The 24,635-nt window shown below is 60.5% G+C and carries 20 protein-coding genes; 15 read left to right on the forward strand and 5 right to left on the reverse strand.

Annotated elements, in window-relative coordinates:
• Positions 1 to 33: 33 nt before the first annotated feature.
• Genes ACIGII_RS17575 through ACIGII_RS17585 form a run of 3 tightly spaced genes read right to left on the reverse strand, consistent with a single transcriptional unit; the run spans position 34 to position 4,741 of the window.
• Positions 34 to 3,036: a Tn3 family transposase gene (locus ACIGII_RS17575; protein ID WP_399640530.1), complete on the reverse strand. Its 3,003-nt coding sequence runs from the start codon at positions 3,034 to 3,036 to the stop codon at positions 34 to 36.
• A 23-nt stretch (positions 3,037 to 3,059) separates the two neighbouring features.
• The gene (locus ACIGII_RS17580) at positions 3,060 to 4,331 is read right to left on the reverse strand and encodes a site-specific integrase (RefSeq protein ID WP_017355000.1); all 1,272 of its coding nucleotides are present in this window, start codon (positions 4,329 to 4,331) and stop codon (positions 3,060 to 3,062) included.
• Positions 4,328 to 4,741, reverse strand: a complete 414-nt coding sequence (locus ACIGII_RS17585; RefSeq protein WP_014159604.1) for a helix-turn-helix domain-containing protein — start codon at positions 4,739 to 4,741, stop codon at positions 4,328 to 4,330. Before ACIGII_RS17585 ends, ACIGII_RS17580 begins: the two co-directional genes overlap by 4 nt.
• Positions 4,742 to 4,846: 105 nt before the next feature.
• On the opposite strand from ACIGII_RS17585, the gene ACIGII_RS17590 reads away from it, so the two are divergent.
• The 12 genes from ACIGII_RS17590 (at position 4,847) to ACIGII_RS17645 (ending at position 19,796) form a co-directional block, all read left to right on the forward strand.
• Positions 4,847 to 5,464, forward strand: a complete 618-nt coding sequence (locus ACIGII_RS17590; protein WP_014159605.1) for a cation transporter — start codon at positions 4,847 to 4,849, stop codon at positions 5,462 to 5,464.
• Between the two features lie 308 nt (positions 5,465 to 5,772).
• Positions 5,773 to 6,093, forward strand: a complete 321-nt coding sequence (locus ACIGII_RS17595) for a hypothetical protein (RefSeq protein WP_062167471.1) — start codon at positions 5,773 to 5,775, stop codon at positions 6,091 to 6,093.
• A 556-nt stretch (positions 6,094 to 6,649) separates the two neighbouring features.
• Entirely contained in the window at positions 6,650 to 8,365 is a 1,716-nt protein-coding gene (locus ACIGII_RS17600; protein WP_055765228.1) for a phosphoethanolamine transferase, read from the forward strand.
• 71 nt (positions 8,366 to 8,436) lie between these two features.
• Positions 8,437 to 8,808 (forward strand): diacylglycerol kinase, encoded by a 372-nt coding sequence (locus tag ACIGII_RS17605; RefSeq protein WP_027080084.1) that lies wholly within the window; start codon positions 8,437 to 8,439, stop codon positions 8,806 to 8,808.
• A gap of 141 nt (positions 8,809 to 8,949) precedes the next feature.
• Complete coding sequence (locus ACIGII_RS17610) at positions 8,950 to 9,261, forward strand: hypothetical protein (RefSeq protein WP_126941536.1); 312 nt, start codon at positions 8,950 to 8,952, stop codon at positions 9,259 to 9,261.
• Between the two features lie 56 nt (positions 9,262 to 9,317).
• Entirely contained in the window at positions 9,318 to 10,571 is a 1,254-nt protein-coding gene (locus ACIGII_RS17615; RefSeq protein WP_062167469.1) for a TolC family protein, read from the forward strand.
• Positions 10,568 to 11,821 carry an efflux RND transporter periplasmic adaptor subunit gene (locus tag ACIGII_RS17620; protein WP_062171269.1) on the forward strand — a complete coding sequence of 418 codons (1,254 nt, stop codon included), beginning with the start codon at positions 10,568 to 10,570 and terminating at the stop codon, positions 11,819 to 11,821. The genes ACIGII_RS17615 and ACIGII_RS17620 overlap by 4 nt, the downstream gene beginning before the upstream one ends.
• 15 nt (positions 11,822 to 11,836) lie before the next feature.
• Positions 11,837 to 15,073: an efflux RND transporter permease subunit gene (locus ACIGII_RS17625; protein ID WP_027080081.1), complete on the forward strand. Its 3,237-nt coding sequence runs from the start codon at positions 11,837 to 11,839 to the stop codon at positions 15,071 to 15,073.
• A gap of 78 nt (positions 15,074 to 15,151) precedes the next feature.
• On the forward strand, positions 15,152 to 17,611 hold the full coding sequence (locus ACIGII_RS17630; protein WP_027080080.1) for a heavy metal translocating P-type ATPase: 2,460 nt from the start codon (positions 15,152 to 15,154) through the stop codon (positions 17,609 to 17,611).
• Position 17,612: 1 nt separating this feature from the next.
• The gene (locus ACIGII_RS17635; RefSeq protein WP_051176182.1) at positions 17,613 to 18,338 is read left to right on the forward strand and encodes a response regulator transcription factor; all 726 of its coding nucleotides are present in this window, start codon (positions 17,613 to 17,615) and stop codon (positions 18,336 to 18,338) included.
• A 75-nt stretch (positions 18,339 to 18,413) separates the two neighbouring features.
• On the forward strand, positions 18,414 to 19,130 hold the full coding sequence (locus tag ACIGII_RS17640) for a hypothetical protein (protein WP_062167464.1): 717 nt from the start codon (positions 18,414 to 18,416) through the stop codon (positions 19,128 to 19,130).
• 387 nt (positions 19,131 to 19,517) lie between these two features.
• Complete coding sequence (locus tag ACIGII_RS17645) at positions 19,518 to 19,796, forward strand: hypothetical protein (RefSeq protein ID WP_027080079.1); 279 nt, start codon at positions 19,518 to 19,520, stop codon at positions 19,794 to 19,796.
• A 12-nt stretch (positions 19,797 to 19,808) separates the two neighbouring features.
• Here the strand turns inward: ACIGII_RS17645 and ACIGII_RS17650 are convergent, their stop codons facing one another.
• Entirely contained in the window at positions 19,809 to 20,906 is a 1,098-nt protein-coding gene (locus ACIGII_RS17650; RefSeq protein WP_017354990.1) for a UvrD-helicase domain-containing protein, read from the reverse strand.
• A complete protein-coding gene (locus ACIGII_RS17655; protein WP_017354989.1) occupies positions 20,884 to 22,464 on the reverse strand; it encodes an ATP-dependent endonuclease in 1,581 nt (526 codons plus the stop codon). The genes ACIGII_RS17650 and ACIGII_RS17655 overlap by 23 nt, the downstream gene beginning before the upstream one ends.
• A 272-nt stretch (positions 22,465 to 22,736) precedes the next feature.
• Between ACIGII_RS17655 and ACIGII_RS17660 the strand changes: the two genes are divergently transcribed.
• The 3 genes from ACIGII_RS17660 to ACIGII_RS17670 all read left to right on the forward strand — a co-directional run.
• Positions 22,737 to 23,777, forward strand: coding sequence for a DNA-binding protein (locus tag ACIGII_RS17660; RefSeq protein WP_017354988.1), 1,041 nt, complete (start codon positions 22,737 to 22,739; stop codon positions 23,775 to 23,777).
• A gap of 74 nt (positions 23,778 to 23,851) precedes the next feature.
• Positions 23,852 to 24,202, forward strand: coding sequence for a helix-turn-helix domain-containing protein (locus ACIGII_RS17665; protein ID WP_049404629.1), 351 nt, complete (start codon positions 23,852 to 23,854; stop codon positions 24,200 to 24,202).
• A 174-nt stretch (positions 24,203 to 24,376) separates the two neighbouring features.
• A partial coding sequence (locus ACIGII_RS17670) for a CopL family metal-binding regulatory protein (protein WP_399657599.1) occupies positions 24,377 to 24,635 on the forward strand: 259 nt, incomplete at its 3' end.

The raw sequence follows: 24,635 nt of genomic DNA on the forward strand, positions 1-24,635 counted from the left end.
TAATTGCCTTGTCCCGATAGCGCATCTCCCCGTCTATGGGGCCTGTTCAAGGACTTTCGCTGTATAGCTCAGCGGCGCCACTTCCCTATCAAGGTCGAGATGGTAGTCGCCGAAGCGGTTGATGTGGCTGGTCCGAAACGGCGACAGTCCGGCCAGGATCTCGGGCGTCAGTTCAACTCCCTCCTTCCGCATCTCAGCCAAGGTCCGGCTCATGCCTTCTACGTTGTGGAGGATGATCATGTTAGCGACCAGCTGGCTGTACTTGATGATCTTGCGCTGCTCGTGTTGGACGTTCTCAGCAATGATCCCCTGGCTGCCAAAGAACACCCATTTTACGAAGCCGTTGTACTCCTCGCTCTTGTTGGTCGCAGCATGGATCGTTTTCCGAATCTCGTTGTCATCGATGTAGCGCAGCAAGAACAGCGTTCGGACGGCCTTGCCAAGTTCCCGGAAGGCGAAGTACAGCTTGTTCTTCCGGCTGTAGGTGCCCAGCCGGCGCAGGATCGAGGACGCGGTGATCTTCCCCAATCGGATCGAGATCACTACCCGCAGCATGTCGTGGAGATGGGTGGCGATCAGTTGCCAGTCGATGCTGTCTCCGAACAGTGCCTGGATGTTCTTATAGGTCCTGCCAGGTTCAGGCCGGAAGAATGTGAGATCCTTGATGTTTCGTATCCTGGGCATCAGCTGGATGCCCAGCATGTGGGCCAAACCGAAGACCGGATAGCTTTGGGCCTGCGTGTCGCCATGGACGATCTCGGGCTGGATGTCGGACGTGTTGGCCAGCAGGCCATCGAGGATGTAGATGCCCTCGTGCACGCCACAGGGAATGAAGTGGCTGAACAGCGCCACGTATTTGTCGGACACATGGTAGTAGCCGATGCCGCCGTAGCCGCCGTAGCCGCCGTAGCGGATGTGGTACTCCGACAGCAGGTTGTCCTCGTACACGCTCCACTTGGTGCCATCTGCTGACGCGCTCTTGCCGCTGCCCCAATAGCCCGGCAGGTCAAATTTGTTGTAGGTATTGATGACCTCCACGATGGCCTTCTCAAGGACATCTTCGGTCACGTATTTGAGGTTGAGCCAAGCGACCTGGCGACGGCTGAAGCCCTTGATCGACCGCGCCGTCTGCGTCGGACCCAAGTTGCAGCCATAGCAAAACAGCGTGGTGATCACCCGTCGAGGGAGATCTTCAACCTGGCTCTCGGTGCCGGCGATCGGACGGAAGAATCGGTGCAGATCCAGCCATTGGCTGGCGTCGATCAGGACATCGACGATGCTGGACTCCGGGAGCCGTTCGGCGATGAGGCGGTCCACGGTGGCAATGGCGCTTGAGACCTCGGCGCGTTGCCCCTTCCGCAGTACCAGGCGTCCTTCCAGAATGTCCGCATGAACATTCTCGGGGAAACGCTCGTCAACTTCGTCGGCCAAGTCGGTCAGTTGTGCGCGCAACCCGGCCACGAAAGTCGCAGCGTCGGTGGGCAAGCCTGACACCTGGCCATAGGCTTCCAGTTCCTGGGCCAAGGTGGCTTCATCGACCAGCTGCTCGCGGTAGTCGTCAAATCGTTCGCTGCTCGGGATGAAGAGATCTCCCGACTTCAGTTCGTCCTTGACCTGCACCAGCACGGCCAGCTCGAAGTACTTACGGTGCATCCAGCCGGCGCCTGCCGCGCTGGCCCGCTTGCCAAACACGTGCTGACGCCAGAGCTTGGACATCCAATCGAAGTCCTTTTCCGGGTCCAGGCCGAGGGATGCGACCTCGATCAGCTCACGGCGTTGGTTGCGCAGCGACAGCACCGCTGCAATCAACGGCTCCATGCCGGCATCGTGGCTGGTTGCCCGCAAGTTCATCAGCTCCAGCCCATTGAACAGCAGCGGCCTGACCGCGCCGTAGGGTTGCAGCATAAAAGGCAGATAGTTCTTTCCTGCGTATGCCATATGTTCTTCGCATTCGGCCAACAAGGTCGACACTTCCGCTTCCAGACTGTTATCGATGGCATCCACGCGCTGACTATCGCTGCCGTCGAGCTGATAGGCCTGCAGGATTTCCTTGAGCTGGCCGATCAGGAAGTCGGCCCGCTTGGCATGTTCGAGCTGGTAGGCCAGCAGCTTTTGCTGGGCCGTGTTCTCCAGCCCGCGCACCTGCTTGATGAACAGCTCGGCTGCGTCATCCAGCGTCTTGGCATGCTGGGCGCGAATGAAGATGGTGGCCAACGCATAGCGCTTGTCCGGAGCCAGTTCGGCTAACTCGCTGGCGTCATAGGCGCGAGCCATTGCACGGAATTGCTTGAGCTTGGGCACCGGCACATCGATGGGAGGCAGCTGCTCGGCCAACTGCTGCAGCATGCGGATGTGCTGCAGATAGAACCGGACCTCCTTGTTGGTCGGTCGGCCAGGCTCGCGCTTGAGCGATTGCCAGCCAGTAAATCTGGAGCCTTCCGGTGCGCGCAGCAATTCGTCAATGAGCGTGCGCGTGGCAGGCGTCAGCGCGTGACTGATGCTGCGGTAGTAGCCCAGATTGACCCGCTCACGTGCGCCGATGGCGGCCAGCTCCAGGGTGCGGAAGCCTGGCAGTTCGTAGCGGTGGTGCACCAGCTCTTCGAGCAGGACGTTCACGATGTCCGGGATGGTGTGCTTGGTCTGGGCTGCTCCGGTGGCCACCGTGTCCAGCCAGGCCAAGCCTGATTTGTCCAGGGGATGTACCCCGATGAACTGCCGAAGCTGCGGCATATGGCGGCGCTGGCTACCGGAAGCGTCGTAACGTTCGAGCTGGTCGGTGTCCAATACGCGCCCGAGTCGGGCGGCCTTGGCGATGTGCTTCCGGATCCGCTCGGGCACTTCGGCTAACACCGTGAAGTAACCCAGGCGCTGGAAGAGCTTGAGATGAATCAGTACCGCCAGCTGCGGTCCCGGCTGGGTGGTCAGCTGCTTGGCGAATGCAATCTCAGCGGCGGTGGGGGTATAGATCTCCTCCAGTTCCTTGGCGGTGGGATCAGGCTTCAGTCGCGGGTAGGCGGTCTCGTGAAGGGTAGCCATTGGATCCGGAGGTTATGAGGGGATCAATCCCAGTGCCGGCCGTCGTCTGTATTGAGAGACGCTTCCAGGAAACACTGGTGCGTATCGGCCATGCGGTGCATGTCATCGAGCAACGTGGCCAGGATTTCATCCAGATCCCGGTCGGGATCGGTGGGAACAGTCAACTGGTACTCGCTGCTGGCAGTGTTCAGGCGCACAGCCTGGAACGGGGCCAAGCAGATCTCTTCGATCCGGCCTCGGGCCTTGGCCGCGCCGCGGCCCGTGCGGGCAAACGGGGTCAGCACCATGCGCAGGCGCAGCTGCAAGGCCGGTTTGCCCTCGGGCGCCGGCAGTGCCATCGCCGGTACCGGCGCGGTTGGACTGGGCAGGCTTGCTTCAATGCGGTCACGGGCAAAGGGGTCACGCCCGTCCAGATAGCGCATGGCCGACTGCACATCGCGCCAGCCCACGTACTCCATCAGCGCCTTCATGTCCCAGCCTTGGTCGTTGGCCCAGCTGGCAAAGCCGCGGCGCAACGAATGGCTGCTGTGGAGCCCCGCATCGGCAAAGCCGGCACTGGTCAGCAACTCGCGTAGCAGGCGCACCAAGCTGTTGGGATGCAGGCCCTCGGCGCTCACCTGGCCCCATTGGTTAACCGCCCGAAACACCGGCCCTTCGTGCAGGTCGGCCGCCTGCAGCCACACCTGGGTCGCCTCCACCGGGCACAACCGCGACAACGCCGGCACCTTGTAGGTGACGCCGGCGGCCTGGCGGTCGCCCTTGCTGCGCGGCAGGAAACAGGTCATCCCCTGTCCCGGCACCAGCGTGAGATGGGCCACGTCCAGACGCAGCAGTTCATCGCCACGGAAGCCCCGCCAGAATCCGAGCAGCACCAACGCTCGGTCGCGTTGATGGCGCAGCGCCGCCGCTCCGTCGCCCCGGGCATGCGCCGCCGCGATCGCGGCAGCCAACCAGTCATCGAGCTCGACCAGCCGCCGAATCTGCAGCGGCGCGGCTTGCTTGACCTGGCCCGGGTGCAGGGTCTGGATGCCTTTGAGCACCTTGCGCACCAGCGGCGACCGGGTCGGGTCGACAAAGCCGTGGTCGCGGTGCCAAGAGGCAATGGCGGCCAGCCGGTGGCGAAGCGTGCTGGCGGCTAGGGTCTGCGCATACGCGGCCAGGTACCGCGCCACGCTGTCCGGTGTCGCTGGGAGGTGGCCTTGCCATTCAACCTCGAAGTGCCGCAGCGCCGACGCATAGCTGCGCACCGTGTTCTGGCGCGTGGCTGCATCGAGGTAGCGGTCCAGTTCGGTCACTGACGCGTGGCCTCCACAGCGACCGGCTGCCGCAGGGTCGACAGGATGGTGCATTCAGCCCGCTGCCCACCGTGGCAACTGGCAATCACCCGTTCCAACTCGGTGGCCATGCGCTCCAGGTCGGCCATGCGCGCCCGCACGTCGGTCAGATGGCTGCGTGCCAGCCGGTCCACGTCCCCGCACGAAAGCTCCTCATCGCCGGCCAGCTGCAGCAGGCTGCGGACCTCCTCCAGGCTGAAGCCTAGGTCCCGGCCGCGCGCAATGAAGCGCAGCCGCTCGATGTCGGCCGGGCCATAGACCCGGTAGCCATTGCCCGAGCGCCCCGGGCGCGGCAACAGGCCGATCCGCTCGTAATAGCGGATCGTCTCCAGGTGGCATCCACTGGCGTCGGCAGCCTCACTGATTTTCATTCGTAGTACGCTTGACTCCGTAGTAGCTACGGACTTTACACTCACCTGCTGTGTCATGCCAGCGACCCGCCCGGGCCCGGCTTCCCTGCGACTGGAGATGTTCCGATGAGTGATTGCGGCTGCCACCACGAGGCCAAGAATGCGCAGGAGCGGCGCGTCCTCTGGATCGCCCTAGCGTTGAACGCGGCGATGGCCGTGATCGGCGGCATCGCCGGCTGGATTGCCCATTCCACTGGCCTGCTGGCCGACGCTCTGGACATGCTGTCCGATGCCACCGCCTATGCCATTGGCCTGGTCGCTATCGGGCGCACGGCGCGCTTCAAGGCCAATGCCGCTTGGGTCAGCGGCAGCGTGCTGCTTGTGCTGGGTGTGGGCGTGTTGGTTGAGGTGGGCCGCCGGGTGATGTACGGCGCCGAGCCGGTCAGCGGCTGGATGATTGGCACCGCCCTGCTGTCGCTGGCGGTCAATATGGCGGTGCTGCGCATGCTGGCACCGCTAAAGTCCGGCGAAGTGCATCTGCGAGCGACGTGGCTGTTCACGCGGGCCGATGTGGTCGCCAATGTTGGGGTGATCCTGGCCGGTCTGTTGGTGTGGTGGCTGGCCAGCCCGTACCCGGATTTCGTGATCGGCGCCCTGATCGGCCTGTATGTGATCAAGGAAGCCTTCGAGATTTTAGGTGATGCCCGCCGGGCAGGTGCCGACGCGCGCAAGACGGCTGCATGACCAGGCTTGGCCGACTGAGCTCGGACTCTGGCGGCTGCGCTTGAACCCGGCACTGTCACGTGGCGCAGCTGGCCCCCGACCTAATCCGTCGCAGCTCAATCTGCGTGACCGTGCGGAAGCTCAGGCAAAACGTTAACTTTCTGTTCTTCGGATGCCGGATTCCGTCAATTTCCCGCGCCAGCTTTTGCCTGGCCACCTGACTCGCAGAGGCCACTCGAGCCCGCGAGATTGATGAATAAGCGTCAGCTTGCTGATGAGCGGGACCCAAGGTATCTTTCCGGCCTCAAATGTATCAGTCCTAGCCACACGTGCCTTCCATTGTCATCCATGCCAAGCGCTACGCTCTGGCACTGCTGCTCGCAGTGATGATCATCGTGCCTGTCGTTGATGCTTCGGTCTGCTTCTCTGAGGAGCAGTCACACCAGGAAGTGGCAGGGCCAGGCGATGGCCACCCCGATAAGGCGCATGCCGCTTGTGGTCACGGTCACTGCCACCACAGCAGCACTTTTGTGGCGTCCAACGGTTTCACCAGTGCCGAAGCCGCAAGAAATGAAGGCGGGCACACGTTCTACGAACAGCCCATGACGTCCCACATCCCGGACACGCTGATTAGACCTCCCAGGCTTTGATCGCATAACAGGCGCAACGCGCCTGTCAGTCCTTCTGCGATCACCTTTGTGTAGGTCTTTCCATGAACACATCTTGTTGCTGGGCGCTCCGTGCGCTCGGCCGACGCGTGGCTGCACGTGCAGTCGCCGGCCAGTACTGCGCCGCCTTGAAGAAGGCGACCTGAATGCCCTTCTCAACATCTACCAATCTCCGAACTGCACGCGATCGAGCGGCACTACTGATGGCAACCTCCGTGCTTGCCATCGGCGCATCTCTTGGTGTGCGCGATTTTGGGCCTGTCGACGAACCGAGATTTGCCTTGGTTGCCACCCAAATGGTGGCAACCGGAAGCTCGCTGTTCCCGCGTCGGGGAGCGGAGCTGCACCCAGACAAGCGTCTCTTCATGTGGATCTCGGCTGCACTGCTGTCACTGACCCAAAACCTGCGGACCGCGGTCCTGGCCCCTTCGCTGGTGTCAGGCGTTGCATATGTGTGGATGGCTTTCCATCTAGGAACGCGCAATGGCGGCCGTGTGCGCTAGGGGCGCGCGCGGTGGTCAATAAAAAGGAATCACCAATGCATTACGTGAAAACAGAATTCAACCGAGGCAGTTCGCGCGGGGGCCTAGGCTCAGATCCACTGGGCCGTCTTGGCAAGCCCATCTGCGGCCCGCAGCTGGGCGTCAACACGTTGATTATCATCGTGGCGATGTACTTCACGTTCTTTCTCAACAGCGCGTTCTTCGCAGAAGTAATTGCGAAGAGTGGTGCGGACGGAGCAGCTCGTGCGCTACTTGTTATCTCTACGGGAGCGATCCTCACTGCCTTGAATGTGCTCATTCTCGGATTGCTATGCGTTCGATGGACGGTGAAGCCGGTTCTTGCATTGCTTCTCGTCGTGTCCGCTACTGCTGCCTACTATTCAGACAATTACAGCGTCTACTTCGACGCCAGCATGGTACGAAATGTGCTGAAGACCGACGGCGCTGAAGCCGGAGAGTTGCTGACCTGGGGCTTCTTTCTTGCGGTACTAATTAAAGGCGTCGTGCCAGCTATCGCGGTATGCATGGTAAGGCTCCAACGTTCTTCCAATGTGACGCGGGCGATACTTGCAAGAGTGCTTCTACTTGGCATGGCGGTTGTTGTAATCGTTGGCGCGGCAATTGCGTCATTCGACGACCTCTCATCACTCATACGCAATCACAAGCAAGTCAGATACCTTGCAAACCCTGGAAACTACATCGCTTCCATTGCGAAGGTTGTGCGAGAAGACACCCGTGCGGAGCGCGGTCCGATCCAAGTGGTTGGCCCCGATGCCATGATGACGCCTCATCCGCCAGGCGCGAAGCCCCACTTCTTGGTCATCGTTGTAGGTGAGACGGTTCGTGCGCAGAACTGGGGTTTGAATGGATACGGCAGACAGACAACGCCACAGTTGGCAGCGTTGGACGTCGTCAATTTCTCAGACGTGACCGCCTGCGGGTCAAACACCGAAGTGTCGGTGCCCTGTATGTTCTCTGCGTACGGGAGGCGAGACTACGATCGAGACAAGATCAAAGGTTCGGAGTCGCTTCTGCATGTTTTGGAGCGTGCCGGGGTCAGGACCCTATGGCGTGACAACCAGACTGGATGCAAGGGCGTCTGCTCTGATCTGGCATTTGAATCCTATCGCGTGCCGGTCAAGGATGTTCTGTGCGACGACCAAGCATGCCGTGACGAGATTATGCTGCAAGGTCTGCATGACTCGATCGAGGACAACCCTGGTGATGTCGTTGTCGTTCTACATCAGCTGGGGAACCACGGACCCAGCTACTTCAAGCGATACCCGGAAGATCTGACGAAATTTACTCCCGACTGCCGAAACGCAGACTTGGGCAAGTGCACACGCGGTGAAATCGTCAATGCGTATGACAACGCGGTCCTTGCGACAGATGACTTCCTTGCAAAGACAATTCGCATGCTTGAACAGGACAAGAGTCACGATACCGGGCTGATCTATGTCTCCGACCACGGCGAGTCATTAGGGGAGGCGAACGTCTATCTTCACGGGCTCCCCTACGCTATCGCCCCTGATACTCAGATCAAGGTGCCGATGGTGATGTGGATGTCTGATGGTATGAAGAGCAGCAACAACCTGGACCTTCAATGTGTCCGGGACCGATCAAAGCAGCCGTCCAGCCACGACAACCTCTTCCATTCTGTGCTTGGCCTGATGCAGGTTAGGACGACGGTGCTAGACGAGAGCCTAAATCTGTTCTCAGGCTGTACCAGCAACGCCGGTCACAGCCTATAGCCGACCACGGCGAGTATCGCTGTTGGAAGACCCGTGAGCGTCTCTTGGGCCCAAAAGAAGGAAACATCGAAGTGGCAGATATGTACGGTCATCGTCCGCGGAGCATTGCGCGCGTCTTTGAGGCGCTTCGCTGGTCTCTCCAGGGGCTGAGATCAGCTTGGCTGCATGAATCGTCGTTTCGGTTGGAAGTTGTTATGGCCGCGGTGGCATTACCTACAGCTATCTTTTTCGGCAACTCAGGGGTAGAGCGAGTGCTTCTCATGGGGAGCGTACTGTTCGTTTTGGCATTCGAGCTGCTGAACTCCGCTATCGAGGCAGTGATCGAACGGTATGGCCCAGAAATCCATGAGCTGGCTGGTCGTGCGAAGGACATGGGGTCGGCTGCGGTGTTCGTGGCTCTTTGCAATGTCGCCCTCACATGGGCCGTTATCCTTGTGGGTTGATTCCCTGGGTCCCGACCTGAACGGGGCTAGGGTGCGTTCAAGCACAGCCACCGTAGTGTTTTTATGTAATTGTATCCGTCCAAAAGAGGTTGCTAACCTTTCCCAATGCGTCGCTCTCTGCCTGCTATTCGTATATACCTGATGCTGCTGCTTTTGGCGGCGTTCGTGGTCGTGCCTGTGGCCGAGGCATTGGCGTGCGCGCAAGAAGCGACGGTCAGCGTGGGCGATGTGCACGCCTTGCAAAGTGATTCAGACTCCGAGTCGAGCAAGAGCAAGGATTCGTCCAGTGCCGATGCCTGTGGCCATGGGCATTGCCACCATTCAACGGCAAGCCTCCCAGCTGCCGGTCACGACGATCTGTTCGCCGATGGCCGGATTTCGCTGCACAGTACCGAGCACGGGGACGTCTACGCCCTCCGACTCGACGGACCCATGCGCCCCCCCCGTATCTGATCTGGCTCTGCCCCGCATTTGCGGGTAGTTCGCTCAGATAATTTACGGGAGTTTTTATGTCGATTTTGACGGGTCGGTCGCTTTCAGCGACCGGGTTGGCTGTCGCTGTTCTGCTGGCGTTGGTGCCAACCGGGCATGTAGCTGCTCAAACTGCACCATCTTACGAATCGTTGCTTTCTCGCTTGAACCAGATGCCTGCGACGGTCCAAGGCGTCGCGCTGGCTGAGGCAGCCGAGGCGCGGGTACAACAGGCTCGGGCACTGCCCAATCCGACGGTCTCCATCGAAGCGGAGAACGCCTACGGCACTGGTCCCTACAAAGGTTTCTCAAACGCTGACAGCATTGTCACCCTCTCCCAGCCGCTGGAGATTTGGGGTCAACGAGGGGCCCGAGTGCGCGCCGCGCGTGCGGAGGCTGGGGCTGCAGGCTTGCGGGGTGATCTGATGCGCAGTGACGCAGCGGGTCGCCTGGCTGCGACATACGCCGAAGCAGAGGCTGCGCTGCGCCGATATGAGTTGGCCAGCGAGGCATTGGCCTTGATTGAACAGGACGCCAAGGCGGTAGCTGCGATGGTCAGCGAGGGACGTGAGCCCAACCTGCGCGGTGTGCAGGCACGGAGCGAGGTCGCCAATGCAAAGGCCAGCCTAGATGAGGCCGAGGCCTACCGGGATGCGGCGCTTGCTCGCCTAGCCGGGGTGTCCTTAGTGGACAGCCCGCTGACCGACATCGGCGAAAGCCTGCTTGACCGAGTGCCCTCTCACCCAATTGACAATGAGGCCGCCCCGCTTGCCGTTCGTATCGCCCAAGCCGAAGCGGACGCCTCCGGCCGCCTTATCGATGTTGAGCGCAAGCGTGCGTTGCCACAACTGAGTGCATCCGTGGCTCAGACGCGCTTCCGCCAAGCGGGCGACCAAGCTTACAACGTGGGCATCAGCCTTTCGATCCCCCTATTCGATCGTAACCGCGGTGCGATCCAGGCGGCCTATGCGGAACAACGTGCTGCCGAAGCGGTTCTGGAGGCTCAGAGGCGTGACAGTGAGGCGGCCCGTTTGGGAGCGGTAGCGAGTCTCAAGGCATCCAACAGCCGCGCACGAGCAGCGGATGAAAGCGTACAGGCCGCAGATGAAGCCTATCGGCTGGCCCGCATCGGATTTGAGGCAGGTCGTATATCGCAATTGGAGCTGCGCAGCACGCGATCAACCCTGATCGCTGCGCGTGGCAGTGCTGTGGATGCCCGTCTTAGCCGGGTGGCAGCAGAAATCGACCTCGCCCGCCTTGAAGGGCGCGCACCGTTTGTGGAGGCAAAATGAACAAGTACGGAAACAAGACGCTCATCGGAGCGACGCTGCTGGCTACCTTGATGATGACCGGCGCGCTGACCTCATGCAGTGGCGGGGCGCAGGAGGATGCCAAATCCACCGGTACGGAGGCAGAAAAGCCGGCTGGAAAGGATGATGGTCACGACGATCACGCAGCTGACGCAAAGCCGGGCTCCGCCGAGGCGCACAGTGAAGGTGATGGTGATGGCGAACATGGCGAAGAGGAGTCCGAGGAAGGTGTAGTCAAGCTGACGCCTGACCAGATCAAGGCATCTGGCATCGGCGTGGTGGCTGTCGGCCGCGGCGGTGGCGCATCGACCCGCCTTGCAGGTCGCGTCGAGCCGGCCATCGGGGGGCGTGCTGCCATCGCCTCAACGGTCACCGGCCGCGTTGAGCGCGTGCTTGTTGCGCCGGGTACAGCCGTCAAGAGCAACCAGCCCCTGGTGATCATTGTCAGTGGAGAAGCTGCGACCTTCAAAGCCGCCGCCACTGCCGCTGCGGCGGAGGCCGAAGCCATTCGCCTGGCCTACGGCCGCGACAAGTCTCTTGTCGAGCAGGGCGTAGTGGCTCGCCAGGAGCTGGAGGCCTCGCGCGCGCGCTCTTTGGCCGCTGATGCCGCCGCTAGTGCTGCACGTGCACAGGTAGCGGCCAGTGGATCTCCGGACAGTTCCGGCCGGGTGACAATCTCCAGTCCTGTCGCTGGCGTGGTTGGCAACGTCCAAGTGACGCCCGGTGGTGTCGTCTCAGCTGGAACGCTTGTTGCGGAGGTTTCCAATCCGGACATGAATGAACTCGTATTCACTGCACCGCCAGCACTGGCCACTCTCGCGGTGCCCGGAATGAAGCTGGAAGTGACTGGCCCGGGCGGAAGCTTCGAAGCTGAGGTGATTGCCGCCGCTGCGAATGTGATGCAGCAGGGAGGCACCGCGACCATTCGCGCCAAACCAATTTCGGAGAAGTTGCCACCGGCCGGCTCCCCCGTTTCGGCCGTCATCATCGCCGATAGTGCCGCTGAAGGTATGAGTGTGCCGGCGGATGCGGTCCAAAGCGTTGATGGCAGAAGTGTTGTCTTCGTTGCCGTCCAGGGTGGTTTCCAGGCTACGCCGGTACTCGCTGGTCGTCGTGCAGGTAATCGAATCGAAATCCTTAACGGCCTGACAGGTAGTGAGCGCCTCGTAGGCGCCAATGCCTTCCTGCTCAAAGCCGAACTGGCCAAGGGCGAAGCCGAGCACGGCCACTAAGGGAACTCATACACCATGTTCAAGATCATCATTGAAGCAGCGGTCAAGTTCCGTTGGCTCGTGGTGTTTCTGGCTGCTTCGATTGCCTGCTTTGGCTTGTTCCAACTGAGCAAGCTGCCAGTCGATGCTGTACCAGATATCACCAACCGCCAGGTTCAGATCAATACCATCGCACCTGCCCTTACTCCGGAGCAGATTGAACGCCAGGTCACCTATCCTCTGGAGACGGCCTTGGCCGGCATCCCAGGTCTGAACACCACTCGCTCCCTATCACGCAATGGCTTCTCTCAGGTCACCGCGATCTTCACTGATCAGACCGACATCTATTTCGCCCGCCAGCAGGTGGCAGAGCGGATGCGGGAGGCTGCCGGAGATCTGCCCGAGGGCGTGTCCCCCATGCTCTCCCCGGTTACAACCGGGCTGGGCGAGGTTCTCATGTGGACGGTGGACTTCAAGCCATTCGACCCCAAGAAGCTGGCCAAGCCCGGCCAGGCTGGCTGGCAAGAGGGTGAGGTCTACCTGACACCAGAGGGCGATCGTCTTGGAACCGCCCAGGAGCGCGCAACGTACCTGCGTACTGTCCAGGACTGGATCATCGCACCACAGATGCGCTCCAGCCCCGGCCTGGCCGGTGTTGATACGGTGGGTGGGTACGTCAAGGAATACGGCATCTACCCCGACAGCGCTCGACTGGCGGCATACAACTTGGGTCTGGCCGATCTGGTCCAAGCACTGGAACGCTCCAACGTCCAGGCTGGCGCGGGTTTCGTCCAGCGTGCGGGCGAAGGCCTGGTCGTTAGGGCAGACGGCCTTGCCCTGACGACCGACGACTTGGCTCAGTCGCCGGTGGCCACCAAGGACGGTGTGGTCATCCGGGTGGCCGATGTTGCCGAGGTCGGTATGGGGCGCGCCCCACGGCTTGGTGCAGCTAGCCGAAATGGTCATGAGGCGGTACTGGGCACGGCACTGATGATCGCCGGCGGCAACAGCCGCACCGTCGCTCAAGCTGCAGCTGAGCGCCTGGCACAGGTCAATGAATCTCTGCCCGCCGATATCTTCGCAGAGCCAGTGCTGGACCGTAGTGTGCTGGTTAACTCCACTGTCAAGACTGTCGCCAAGAACCTGACCGAAGGTGCCCTGCTGGTCGTAGTTGTGCTGTTCCTGCTCCTGGGCAACCTGCGTGCGGCAGCCATCACCGCATTGGTCATTCCGCTGTCGTTCCTGTTCGCTGTTATCGGCATGAACAAGTTCGGCATCAGCGGCAACCTCATGAGTTTGGGTGCGCTGGACTTCGGCATCCTTGTGGATGGCGCGGTAATTGTGATCGAGTCCACCCTGCTGATGCTTGGCAAGCGGCGTGCGGAACTCGGCCGACCCCTCAATGCCATGGAGCGACTGCGTGTGGCCGCCGACTCGGCGAGGAAAATGGCGCGCCCTGCAGCCTTCGGCCAGGTGATCATCCTGTTGGTGTTCGCACCGATCCTTACGCTGGAAGGTGTGGAGGGCAAGACGTTCCAACCGATGGCCGCCACCTTCATGCTCGCCCTCGTTGGCGCGTTTATCTTCTCGTTCACCTTTGTACCGGCGATGGCTGCCCTGTTGGTCAGGGAGCCCAAGCTCCACGCGAACAAGGAGGGGCACGAGAGCGACCAAGACGAAGAACATGAGACTGCCATCATCCGCGTCCTGCGCGGCCGTATTGAACCGGCGATCCAAGCGGCGATTCGTAGGCCCAAGGCAGTGTTCGCTGGCGCCATTTTGATGCTCGCGATGGGCGTGGTCGGCTTTACGATGCTGGGTCGAGAGTTCATGCCAACGCTTGATGAGGGAAATCTCGCTATGCAAGCGTTGCGTGTGCCATCGACGTCGCTTGAGCAATCGTTGGCTATGCAATTGGCGCTGGAGAAGGCCATTGCTGCTGAACCAGAGGTTGTGACGGTCTTCTCGCGGACCGGTACTGCAGAAGCAGCTATCGACCCCATGCCGACCAACATCTCCGACAGTGTGATCGTACTTAAACCGAGAAAGGAGTGGCCAGACTCTTCCCTGAGCAAGGAGGATCTGATTGCAAGGTTTGAGAAGATCGCCGCCTCGCAGATAGGCAACAGCTTTGAATTCAGCCAGCCCATCGAGCTGCGCTTCAATGAGCTGATCTCAGGCGTGCGTACGGACCTGGCCGTCATGATCTACGGCGACAACTTCGAGCAACTGCAAGCTGTTGCCGATCAGGTCGCGCTGAAGCTGAGGAATGTCCAGGGCTCAGCGGATGTCCGTGTTGAACAGATTTCCGGCCTGCCCACGCTCAATGTGGCAATCGATCATCTTGCAGCTGCGCAGTATGGCCTCACGGCAGCGGACGTGAGCGACGCGCTTTCAACCGGTATTGGCGGCGCTGCGGCAGGCAAGATCTTCGAGGGCGACCGCCGGTTCGATGTTGTTGTGCGCCTCGGCGACGATGCACGCAATGACCCCGATCAGCTCGCGTCACTGCCGATTGCAACTCCAACTGGGGGCATCGTGCCGCTCTCCTCTGTCGCACGCATTGAGATCAGCGAGGGGCCGAACCAGATCAGTCGAAACAATGGAAGCCGTCGTGTGGTGGTGCAGGCAAATGTTCGCGGTCGTGACTTGGGCGGGTTTGTTGGAGAGGCCCAGGCGGCGGTGAAGGACGTACAGCTTCCGCCGGGCGCCCACATGACGTGGGGAGGTCAGTTCGAGAACTTGCAGCGGGCTGAAAAGCGACTCATGACAGTTGTTCCGATTGTCTTCCTATTGATCGGCAGCCTGCTGTTCATGGCATTGGGCAGCGCAAAGGAGGCGGGCCTGGTGTTCACCTGCGTCCCACTGGCCCTGGTTGGCGGAATTCTCGCGTTGCTGGTGCGTGGTATGCCGTTCTCGGTATCTGCCGCCGTCGGATTCATCGCGGTATCGGGTGTTGCGACCCTGAATGGATTGGTGCTCATGCAAGCCATCAGAGAGAGGCTTGATGCAGGTGACAGTCCATTGATCGCTGCAATGAACGGTGCCGGCAGCCGAATTCGCGCGGTGGTGACCACCGCGCTGGTGGCGATCGTTGGCTTCATTCCAATGGCTATTGCGAGTGGATCTGGTGCTGAGGTGCAGAAGCCTCTCGCCACGGTGGTCATTGGCGGCCTGTTGACCGCAACAGTGCTAACACTTCTTGTGCTGCCGACATTTGCGGGACGCTTGGCCAAGGCAGGCCCGAAAGGGCAACCGGAAACTGTCCACTGAATGATGGAGTGTTTGGGCCCGGCAGAGCATCTGCCTGCCGGACTTCCCGTTCCATTTTTATGACGTTGGAGGGAACAAATGAACCTGACCACAGAACTCGAACTGCCAGTAATACTCCCAGGTGTCTCTCGGGACGACAGCTGCGTCCAGAGGCTGGTCGCTGGTCTTCAGGACATGGAGGGAGTATCGCGCGTGCACATTCGCGAGGGTAGCGACGAAGCTCTCGGAACGCTCTGCATTCATTACGACCCCGAGATCGTCTCGCTTCAGCGAGTGCGAGAGGTGGCGGCATCCGTGGGCATTGAGTTGGGTGATCGGTATGGCCACCTTTTCTTGGAGCTTGGTTCGGCCGTTCACGCACGAAAGGCAAGGACAATTGCGGCGCAAGTGCAGGCCGTACCAGGCGTCATTGAAGCCACCACCAGCCCAGCTGGTGGCATAAGCATCGAGTACGAGAGAGCCAAGACAGGCGAGGCGGAGCTGAGAGCGAAGCTTGAGGCGCTGGGTGTAGCGCAAGAGCCACCGAGTCCGAGGGGAGATTTGAAGGATCAGCACGAAGGACACGATCACAAGGACCGACAGGACCCCGGTCATTCCCACGGGGGCACGCTAGGTGGCAATAGTGAGCTGATCTTCTCACTTGCTTGCGGCCTGCTCCTGATCGTGGGATTTGCGATTGAAAAGCTTGGGTTGACCCAAACGCCCTGGATCCCCACAGCGTTTTACGTAGCAGCCTACGTCTTTGGCGGCTGGTTCACGCTTGGCGAGGCGATCGGGAACATCAAGCTGAAGCGCTTTGAGATCGATACGCTGATGCTGGTTGCAGCGGCAGGCGCAGCCGCGCTCGGCGCATGGGCCGAAGGCGCCTTGCTTCTGTTCCTCTTCAGTCTCGGTCACGCCCTTGAACACTACGCGATGGGCCGGGCTAAACGTGCGATAGAAGCTCTCGCCAAGCTTGCCCCAGAAACTGCCAGGGTGCTGAGGAATGGGCAGGTCGTGGAAGTCCAGGTTGAATCGTTGATACCTGGAGATGTGGTGGTCGTACGTCCCAATGACCGGATGCCGGCGGACGGATTCGTTATCAAAGGGGCTAGCAGCGTTGACCAAGCCCCTGTCACCGGGGAAAGCATCCCGGTTGATAAGCTGGCAGTCAATGACGCTGCTCTAGCACGGGATCGACCTGATTCGGTGGTAATGGAGTCACGTGTTTTCGCCGGCACTATCAATGGCTCCGGCGCCCTGGAGGTTGAAGTCACGCGTCGATCAGGCGAATCGGCACTGGCCCGCGTCGTCAAGATGGTGAGCGAAGCCGAAACCAGGAAATCGCCAACGCAGCGCTTCACAGACAAGTTTGAGAGGGTATTCGTTCCCGCTGTTCTGATCTTGGCCGTGCTGTTACTTTTCTCATGGATCGTGATCGATGAGCCATTCCGCGACAGCTTCTATCGAGCGATGGCGGTACTTGTAGCGGCAAGCCCTTGCGCACTGGCAATCGCGACTCCAAGCGCGGTTCTAGCGGGAATTGCGCGAGCTGCGCGAGGTGGCGTACTCATCAAGGGTGGCGCACCACTGGAGGAGCTGGGCATGGTCCGTGCCATCGCGTTCGACAAGACTGGAACGCTCACTGAAGGCAAGCCGCGAATTACCGACATCAAAGTGATGCAGGGAACGACAGAGCAGGAACTGCTTCACGTTGCCGTCGCCGTCGAGGCTTTAAGTGACCACCCTTTGGCCGCAGCTATCGTTCGAGATGGTAATACTCGCCTGGGCGATGGACCGGTCATGGTAGCGACAGACCTCGCTAACTTCGCTGGAAGAGGCGTTCAGGCGAAGGTGAACGGCATTGACGTGTGGATAGGAAAGGCAGAAATGTTCGGTAACGACGGCATTGGCGCTCTATCCGCGGGTGCGGAGTCTGCCATTGAGGAGCTCCGTAACGCCGGCAGAACCACGATGGCCGTTCGCCTAGGTGATCGCGACCTAGGTGTCATCGGCCTTATGGATACGCCCCGGCCAGAGGCGCGTGAAGCCCTGGACAAGCTAAGGCGCTTGGGCATCCAACGAATGATCATGATCTCTGGCGACCACCAGACTGTAGCTCAAGCCGTGGCAACGGACGTGGGTCTAAACGAGGCATGGGGAAATCTCATGCCTGACGACAAGGTGAAGGCAATACGTCAGTTGAAGGAGACGGAGCGAGTGGCAATGGTCGGCGACGGTGTGAATGACGCACCCGCAATGGCTAGTGCCAGCGTCGGAATTGCAATGGGTGCCGCCTCTTCGGACGTAGCGCTGGAGACTGCCGACGTCGCGCTTATGTCTGAGGATTTGAGACAGGTTGCATTCTCTGTAGCGCTTAGTCGACGCACGAAACGGGTGATCCGTCAGAACGTGTATGTGAGCCTGGGCGTCGTAGCGTTGTTGGTTCCTGCGACCATCCTAGGTCTTGGCATTGGACCGGCTGTGGCAGTGCATGAAGGTTCAACCTTGTTGGTTGTATTCAATGCGCTGAGGCTCCTTGGCTTCCGTCAGTCGTGACATGCGAATTCTAGTGATTGAGCGCGATCGAGAAGTCGCTTTGAAGATTCTGGCCTACTTCGAGGCCCGAGGGCATCAGCTTGATACCATCGGGGACGGCATCGCCGGCCTTCACTTTGCGGCGTCCAATGGTTACGACGCAGTCATTCTTGATTGGATGCTTCCTCGCATGGAAGGCCCGGAGGTTCTGAGAAGGCTGCGGTTGAATCACGGTGTTTCAGTTCCTGTTGTGATGTTGGCTGCAAAGGTTGCGCTCTCGGACAAAATCATCGCTTTCCGCTCCGGTGCAGATGACTATGTGACCAAGCCTTTTGAGCTCCCGGAGCTCGAAGTTCGCCTAGAGGCGTTGGTTTCCCGTACGGAGGGACGCGTAACAAGGAGGCGGCTGCTGATCGGAGAGCTCACGTTGGACCTGAGTACGTTGGAGGCCACACGGGCTGGAAAACGACTGCATCTGTACCCAGCTTGCAGGAAGCTCCTTGAAGCGCTGATGCGGGCAAGTCCTGCCGCTGTGACCAGGCGGCAGCTTGAGCACACTCTCTGGGGTGACGACCTGCCCGACGGGGATCTTCTGCGATCACAGATGTCCAGCCTGCGGCGAAGCATTGATGGTCCGTTTGAGGAAAAGATGATCCAGACGCTGCCGCGGGTTGGGTATCGACTGATACCGCCATCAAGGCCTATGCCCCCCCCCGGGGAAGGGAGGCCCTATGACGGTGAGGCGTAGACATGGCTGCAGAGCCGTCAGTGCAGACCTTGAGCGCCTGACTATTTGGCCACGTATTCTGATCAGAGTATGACCATGTGGAAGCCAGCCGCACTCCCAATTGGCGCGTTCTTGGCCGCAGCGATTTGGGGCGCAGCGGCCATGGTGCCCTTCGCGCCGGCATCAGAAGAGATGATGTTTTGGATACCGGTGTCGATTGCGCTAACGAGTGCGGCTGCTGCATTGGTAGTTGCGATGATGCAAGACATCATTCTGGTCGCGGTAAAGAGATGGCCACTGTTCGTGAAATTCTATCCAACCCTCTGCTTGGAGCCACTCCCCTTTGCATTCCTTCCAATCGTGCTGTCACTCGCCGGAATTGCGGAGTTCGGTCCAGCGATGCTGAGTGCAGCTCTATTGCTGATCGGCTTCTCGTTTGCGGAGACTCTCTTCGCCGCCGCCCTCCACAGAGCCCGGGCGACGCCGACCGCGGTTGTGATCTCGATGCAGTGCGCTGCTCTGGTGTTTGCAGTTTACATGTACAAGAAAGGCATCCAAGCGAACGTCAGTGACATCAGTTGGCCGTGGTTCGCATCGTCTGTCACTGCCATGAGTCTATTCTCCTTCCTAGTCGGAAGGTATTGGGCCAACCTGCTTCGTGATGCTGAGGTGGGGTTCTCTCCCTTACTGAAGTGGGTTCTGGTCACCTTCATAGCTGAAGGATCTACTAGTGAATGGAGCCGGTGGAGATTGAAGCAACCTATTAAGCAACGCAGACCACCGGGGCTTCGGTCCAAGCCTCGCAGGAAATAGGATCCGATCAACCAATCCAAATCATGGAGGCTAATTCTTGACAACTGCGAGCGCGACAAATATGACGCAAGGGCGGATGGGACCACCCGTCGTCAGTCTCGCTCTGTGAGAGGTGGCGCATCGAGATCACGTTTGTGGAGGTCTTCTACCGGCCGGAAGCAATACCCCGAGGTAGGTCCGTGGTGGCGACTTCTGGTTTCAATGCGCCCGAAGCCCACCGGAGCCTCAAAGATGCGCGCTCAGGGTTGCAGCGGTCGCTGGCGACAGTCGTCATCGGCCGGAGCCTGTCCCCCGCCTACCAACCTTGCTGGCAAGGCCGGTGTTTTTTGATTGCAAGATTCAGACCTATCCCGCCTGACAATCACATTCCCTGGAGTCACCGCCAACATGAATGAAGCCGAGCTGGAACAAGTGCGTACGGCGATGTTTACCGACCCCGGCGTGAAAGCGGTGGATGACCTGCGCCTAGTCCCCGCCAAAGAGCGCGGTCGTGCGATCGCGGCCACCATCACCGTCGCTGCGCCCTCGGTCGACCTGGACCTGGTGCATGCGGTGATCGCCCGCGTGCTGGCCGATCAATTTGACATCGATCAGGTCATGCTGTGCTTCAACGACCCGGGTCCGGTGCCACCACAGCCCACAGCGGCGCCCTTGAAGAAAATGTGATCGCCCGTGGCTCTATGCGTCTGCGTTGGCGGGCGCATAGAGCTGATAACCCGGCAACGCGCACGCGCCGGCATACACAAAGGCCACGCTTTGCCGCGCCCGGGTGAAGGCCACGTAGTACTTTGGTGGGGCGGTGATACGCGCTGCATCTGCCGTGCGCAGGTACTGTGTCAGCGGGCCGTTCGGAAAGATGAGGACCCGGCTGTAGGTGCGGCCCTTGCACTGCCCAAAGTTCACGGCCGGTAGTCCGTCGCACGCTTGCCGCCGGTCATGCCGGAGCACGGTGGGCGCAAACTCCTGCATGTACGCTTCAACATCCGCTGGAGCGACGAGGTAGATGCCATCGTGCCCGGTGACCTCGCCATTGCCTGATTGGGTTCGCGGCATCTGCGGATAGAGCGTGTCCGCCATATCGCACAGGGCCTGGACGCAGCGAAGGCTGATGAGGCGGTGATCCAGCTGGCATAAGCCGTCCGCCTCCCAAATCTGAAACAGCGCTGCCAGATTGGGTCCACGATACTGGCTGTGCCTTTGAGCATAGTTGGTGGCATACGTCGCCTGCCGCGTATCACCCACCAACGTGATGGCAATGCCGCTCTTCAACAGCCGCTCGACCAGATCCAGATCAAAGCCGGCGAGGTCCTGAACTTCGTCGATGTAGAGCTCGTCGTACATGGCCGCCAGGCGTGCCATGACCTGACCTTGGGTGAGCTCATCGCAGCGCACAGCGAAATCGGCCGCCCGGTCCGAATACATCCGGTTGCCTGCCAAGTAGTGGCGCGCCACCTGGGTGCGTGGGGCCCTGTTATTGGTGACACCTTCTACGAACAGGATGGTCTCGATGCGAGGCTCAGGGCAAAGCGCTGCCTGGTACGGGCGGATGCACTGGCACAGCAGGAAGCCATACCAGCTGTGCAAAGTGACATGCACGGGGACCGCACCGGCGTGGACCTCAAACGAGCGCCGGATCTCTTCTAGATTCTCCAGCGTGTAGGTGACAATCGCGATGCGACGCCCAGGCCGCTCCAGGGCCTGCCGGACCAGCAAGGTGGTCTTGCCCGAGCCGGCCGCCGAAAGCAGGACCCGGTTAGGTGATGGCGCGCTGGACATAGTCCGGGAACCTGATCGAGTGCGGGCTGTTGAAGATCGCCAGGGCCGTATCGGTCTTATGGCCCTTCATGTACTTGAGCAGCGCCACCTCATCGGCAAACGTCTTGCCCAGCACGGTATTGAGTTCGGCCAGCGAGTTGGCTTTGATCAGCTGCTCTTCCAGCGATGGGGCGCTTTCGTCGGAATCGTAATAGATCGCGTTGATGTGTTCGGCATAGCGCTCCTGCACAACGGCGATATCGCCATCATTGTCGGTGATCACCTTGGCCTGGATTTTCAGCCGATCTGCAATCTGCAAGAAGCGCTTGAATGCCAGCGACTTGACCGAAATGATGTCTACGCCGCGAGCCATCGGCGCCACGCCATGGTGGTCGCTGTAGGCGCGCTGCACGATCAGCTCGTCGGAAGGGCCTTCCACCAGGATCGCCTGCTTGGCCAGGATCAATCGCAGCGTGTCGTGGCCCGGCAGCTTCATGAAATAGTCATGGGTATCGCTCGGCAGCTGGTCCAGCTTCATCTGGCCCTGCGCGCTGAACAGGATCACGTTGTCCACGCCCAGCTTATTCAACACGAAGCTGCTGTGGGTGGCGATGATCACCTGCTGGGCGGTGGAGAGGGCCGCAATCTTGTCGATCAGCTGGGTCATGCTGGAATAGGACAGATGGTTCTCCGGCTCCTCGATCAGCAGCACGTGGGCAGCGCCGGCCGCGTGCATCGCCAGCTTCATCTTCACCGCGCTTTGCTCACCCTTGCCGGCCTGGGTGAACGGGAGCTCATCCAGGTAAGGTGACAAGCTGGTTTCCCATGTTGAGCGCGGCGATGTGTCCACACCCACCGTCAGCGCCCGGTGGCTGATGTCCCCGGTGTGCTCGGTCAGGTACGCATTGATGGCCGCCACGTCCGCCTCTTCGGAAAAACTCTGCCGCATGCGGCGGAAGCTCAACGACAGCGAGACGCGCTGCGCAGGCGTCAGTGCCTGATCGATGATGCCGGCGATATAGCGATCGGCACCGGACAAGGTCTTGATGCCGTGAGTGTCGATGATGGTCGAATCGAACGGAATGCTGCGAGCGGTGACGCCATTGTTGGCGAAGGAATACCAGCGCACCGTGTAGTACTCCACCGGCAGGCTGACCGCACCCTGGTGCTGCTGCAGGTAGGCGTTGAACTCCTCGCGGTAGTCGTCGTTGAGCTCGACCAGCAGCCGGATGCCGGCGGTATCCAAGCGCAGGGAGTTGTTGGTGCCGCGCAACGACGCCAGCGCGACATCTGCGCCCAGATAGGCTTCGATGGAGATCCGTGGCGGCGAAGCCGGCGTGCCTGCAGCAAGGGTCGCCAGATATTCCTGCACCGCGGGCTGGTGGAACAGGTAGGGCGTGAGCTCGTAGGCGAGATTGCGCCCATGCAGTTGCCCGGTGACCACCACGTGGATGGCCTCCAGCAGGGTGGACTTACCGACCTCGTTGTCGCCCACCACCAGGTTCATGTGGGCGTTGAGGGGCAGGTCCAGATGGCGAAACGACTTGAAATTGTCGATGACGATACGTTCGATCGGCATGCACAGTCCTTTGATGGCCAACGAGTTCGGTGGCGGCGCCTGCTTGCACCCCGGCTGGCCTCCTTTCCGCTCTGGGCCAAACTACCCAGGGATCGCCAGCCTTGGGCGGTTTCGTACTGTTTTGACGACTTGAAATGGCCGAAACGCTGGTTACGCGGGATAATTCAATATTATCCCGCCTTTAGATACGACCCGTACTCGGCGAGTAGTGTAACTTGATTGGTATGTAATTACGTGGTATGTAATACATTACGAAATAGTCGGAGAGTGCGATGGCACGCGGCGGCTTGTACAAGAGCGACATCCAGAAGGCCCGCGATGCGCTGCGGGCACAGGGCAAACACCCGTCGGTGGACGCGGTGCGGGTGGCGCTGGGCAACACCGGCTCCAAGACAACCATTCACCGCTACCTGAAGGAGCTGGAAGAAGATGAAGGGCAAGGCCTTGGCGCCAAGGTCGCGGTCAGCGACGCGCTACAGGACCTGGTCGGTCGGCTTGCCGGTCGCCTACACGAGGAGGCCGAGGCTGTAATCGCCGAGGCCCGGCAGCGCTTCGAAGCGCACTTGCAGGAGCGTAGCGAGGCGCTGGAACGCACCCAGCAGGAGGCGTCCACGCTGAGCGCGCAGCTTCAGCGCATTGAAACTGCCTTACGCGAAGAAAAGACGACCCACGCCGCAGCCCAGCAGGCCTTGGCCGAACGGGTCACCGAGGTCGCGCAGCTCGGCGAACGGATCGCGGGACTGACCGCGCGGCTGGCGGAGCACGAGGCGCATGCCCAGTCGCTGGAGCAGAAGCACCAGCATGCTCGCGAGGCGTTGGAGCACTACCGCACCTCGGTCAAGGACCAACGCGAACAGGAACAGCGCCGCCACGAGCACCAGGTGCAGGAACTGCAGGTCGCGCTGCGCCAGGCCAACGAGGCGCTGACCGCCAAGAACCACGAACTGGTTCAGCTCAACCGCGACAACGGGCAGTGGCTGGAACGCCACAGCCGCCTAGAGAGGGAACTGGCGCAGGTGCGGCAAGCTGCGGACGACCAGCGGAAGGAGCTGGACGCGCTGCGGCTTACGGCTGCGGAGTACCAGGCCTTGCTGGCACGCTGGACCCAGGACGCCCAAGCGTTGGAGAGCGCACGGGTCAAGCTGGCCAATGCTCACGCCGACTTGGCCAAGGAGCGAGAACGGCGTGAACAAGCCGAGGCCGAAGCGTTGCGTGCCGGTGTGCGCCAGGACACCTTGGAGCAGTTGCTGGCGCAGTTGCGGCCCGATCGCGCCGACAGTTCAGGTACCAACAAAAATCCGGCAACCAAATGATTTCACGGAAGAAAAAAAAATTCTGGGGGGCATTTTTGCACGTATCTCGGCTTAACCCCACATCCGCCATCCTTATGGGGTTTCCATGGGGGGTGCGCGTGACTTTGTCCGTCGACTCAACACCGACCTTCGCTCGACGCCTCCAACAAGCCCGCCTGCACACGGGTTTGTCGCAGAAGGAGTTGGGCATCCGGGCCGGTCTGGATCCTTACGTGGCCAGCCCCCGAGTCAACCAGTACGAACGTGGCAAGCACGAGCCCAAGCTGGAGACTGCTGAGCGGTTGGCCCAAGCGTTGGGGATCCCCGCCGCCTTCCTTTACACCGACGATGATCTGCTGGCCAAGTTGCTCCTGCGCTGGGGCTCGCTAAGCAAGCAGCAGAAGCGGGAGTTGGTGAAGCTGATCGAGGCCACACCCGAGAAGTAAACCGAACAAGCGCTAGCCCTATGGGCAACCCTTCGCCTCAACCCGCCCATTGGGCGCTCCTGGAGGGAGCTGCAGTGGCCGTGACTAGTGCGACTGACAAGTGGCGGCATCTCAGGCCTACTTGAGATTTTGTTCACGACCGATACACACGCGCCTTGTCTAAAGTGATTTACAATGTCGCCCGTGTCAGCCTCCTCACTTCTACTGCGACTGCTCCTGATCGTCATGCTCGTGCTTAACGGCGCGTGGTCGGCATTTGCGTCGATCAGTATGAACCCGGCCATGGAAGCGCAGGCCAGCGAAGTGGCTGCCGCGGTGCAAGGCGACGAAGACTGCGTCGCCCATCACAGTGCTGAGAATCATCCCGATGCCACCTCGATTGAAAGGGCTGGCACTGGGCATGGCGACCATGCCGGTCCCGACTGTTGCAAGT

It is taken from the genome of Stenotrophomonas sp. NPDC077420 (assembly GCF_044543385.1).
Taxonomy (GTDB): Bacteria; Pseudomonadota; Gammaproteobacteria; order Xanthomonadales; family Xanthomonadaceae; genus Stenotrophomonas.

What these genes read in the sequence shown, in the direction of transcription:
- ACIGII_RS17610 (WP_126941536.1), top strand. Translation starts at nt 8,950, where the DNA reads ATGCTGCTGCTTTTGGCGGCGTTCGTGGTCGTGCCTGTGGCCGAGGCA.
- ACIGII_RS17575 (WP_399640530.1), bottom strand. Translation starts at nt 3,036, where the DNA reads ATGGCTACCCTTCACGAGACCGCCTACCCGCGACTGAAGCCTGATCCC.
- ACIGII_RS17625 (WP_027080081.1), top strand. Translation starts at nt 11,837, where the DNA reads ATGTTCAAGATCATCATTGAAGCAGCGGTCAAGTTCCGTTGGCTCGTG.
- ACIGII_RS17615 (WP_062167469.1), top strand. Translation starts at nt 9,318, where the DNA reads ATGTCGATTTTGACGGGTCGGTCGCTTTCAGCGACCGGGTTGGCTGTC.
- ACIGII_RS17655 (WP_017354989.1), bottom strand. Translation starts at nt 22,464, where the DNA reads ATGCCGATCGAACGTATCGTCATCGACAATTTCAAGTCGTTTCGCCAT.
- ACIGII_RS17630 (WP_027080080.1), top strand. Translation starts at nt 15,152, where the DNA reads ATGAACCTGACCACAGAACTCGAACTGCCAGTAATACTCCCAGGTGTC.
- ACIGII_RS17620 (WP_062171269.1), top strand. Translation starts at nt 10,568, where the DNA reads ATGAACAAGTACGGAAACAAGACGCTCATCGGAGCGACGCTGCTGGCT.
- ACIGII_RS17660 (WP_017354988.1), top strand. Translation starts at nt 22,737, where the DNA reads ATGGCACGCGGCGGCTTGTACAAGAGCGACATCCAGAAGGCCCGCGAT.
- ACIGII_RS17650 (WP_017354990.1), bottom strand. Translation starts at nt 20,906, where the DNA reads ATGTCCAGCGCGCCATCACCTAACCGGGTCCTGCTTTCGGCGGCCGGC.
- ACIGII_RS17665 (WP_049404629.1), top strand. Translation starts at nt 23,852, where the DNA reads ATGGGGTTTCCATGGGGGGTGCGCGTGACTTTGTCCGTCGACTCAACA.
- ACIGII_RS17590 (WP_014159605.1), top strand. Translation starts at nt 4,847, where the DNA reads ATGAGTGATTGCGGCTGCCACCACGAGGCCAAGAATGCGCAGGAGCGG.
- ACIGII_RS17645 (WP_027080079.1), top strand. Translation starts at nt 19,518, where the DNA reads ATGAATGAAGCCGAGCTGGAACAAGTGCGTACGGCGATGTTTACCGAC.
- ACIGII_RS17640 (WP_062167464.1), top strand. Translation starts at nt 18,414, where the DNA reads ATGTGGAAGCCAGCCGCACTCCCAATTGGCGCGTTCTTGGCCGCAGCG.
- ACIGII_RS17635 (WP_051176182.1), top strand. Translation starts at nt 17,613, where the DNA reads ATGCGAATTCTAGTGATTGAGCGCGATCGAGAAGTCGCTTTGAAGATT.
- ACIGII_RS17600 (WP_055765228.1), top strand. Translation starts at nt 6,650, where the DNA reads ATGCATTACGTGAAAACAGAATTCAACCGAGGCAGTTCGCGCGGGGGC.
- ACIGII_RS17585 (WP_014159604.1), bottom strand. Translation starts at nt 4,741, where the DNA reads ATGAAAATCAGTGAGGCTGCCGACGCCAGTGGATGCCACCTGGAGACG.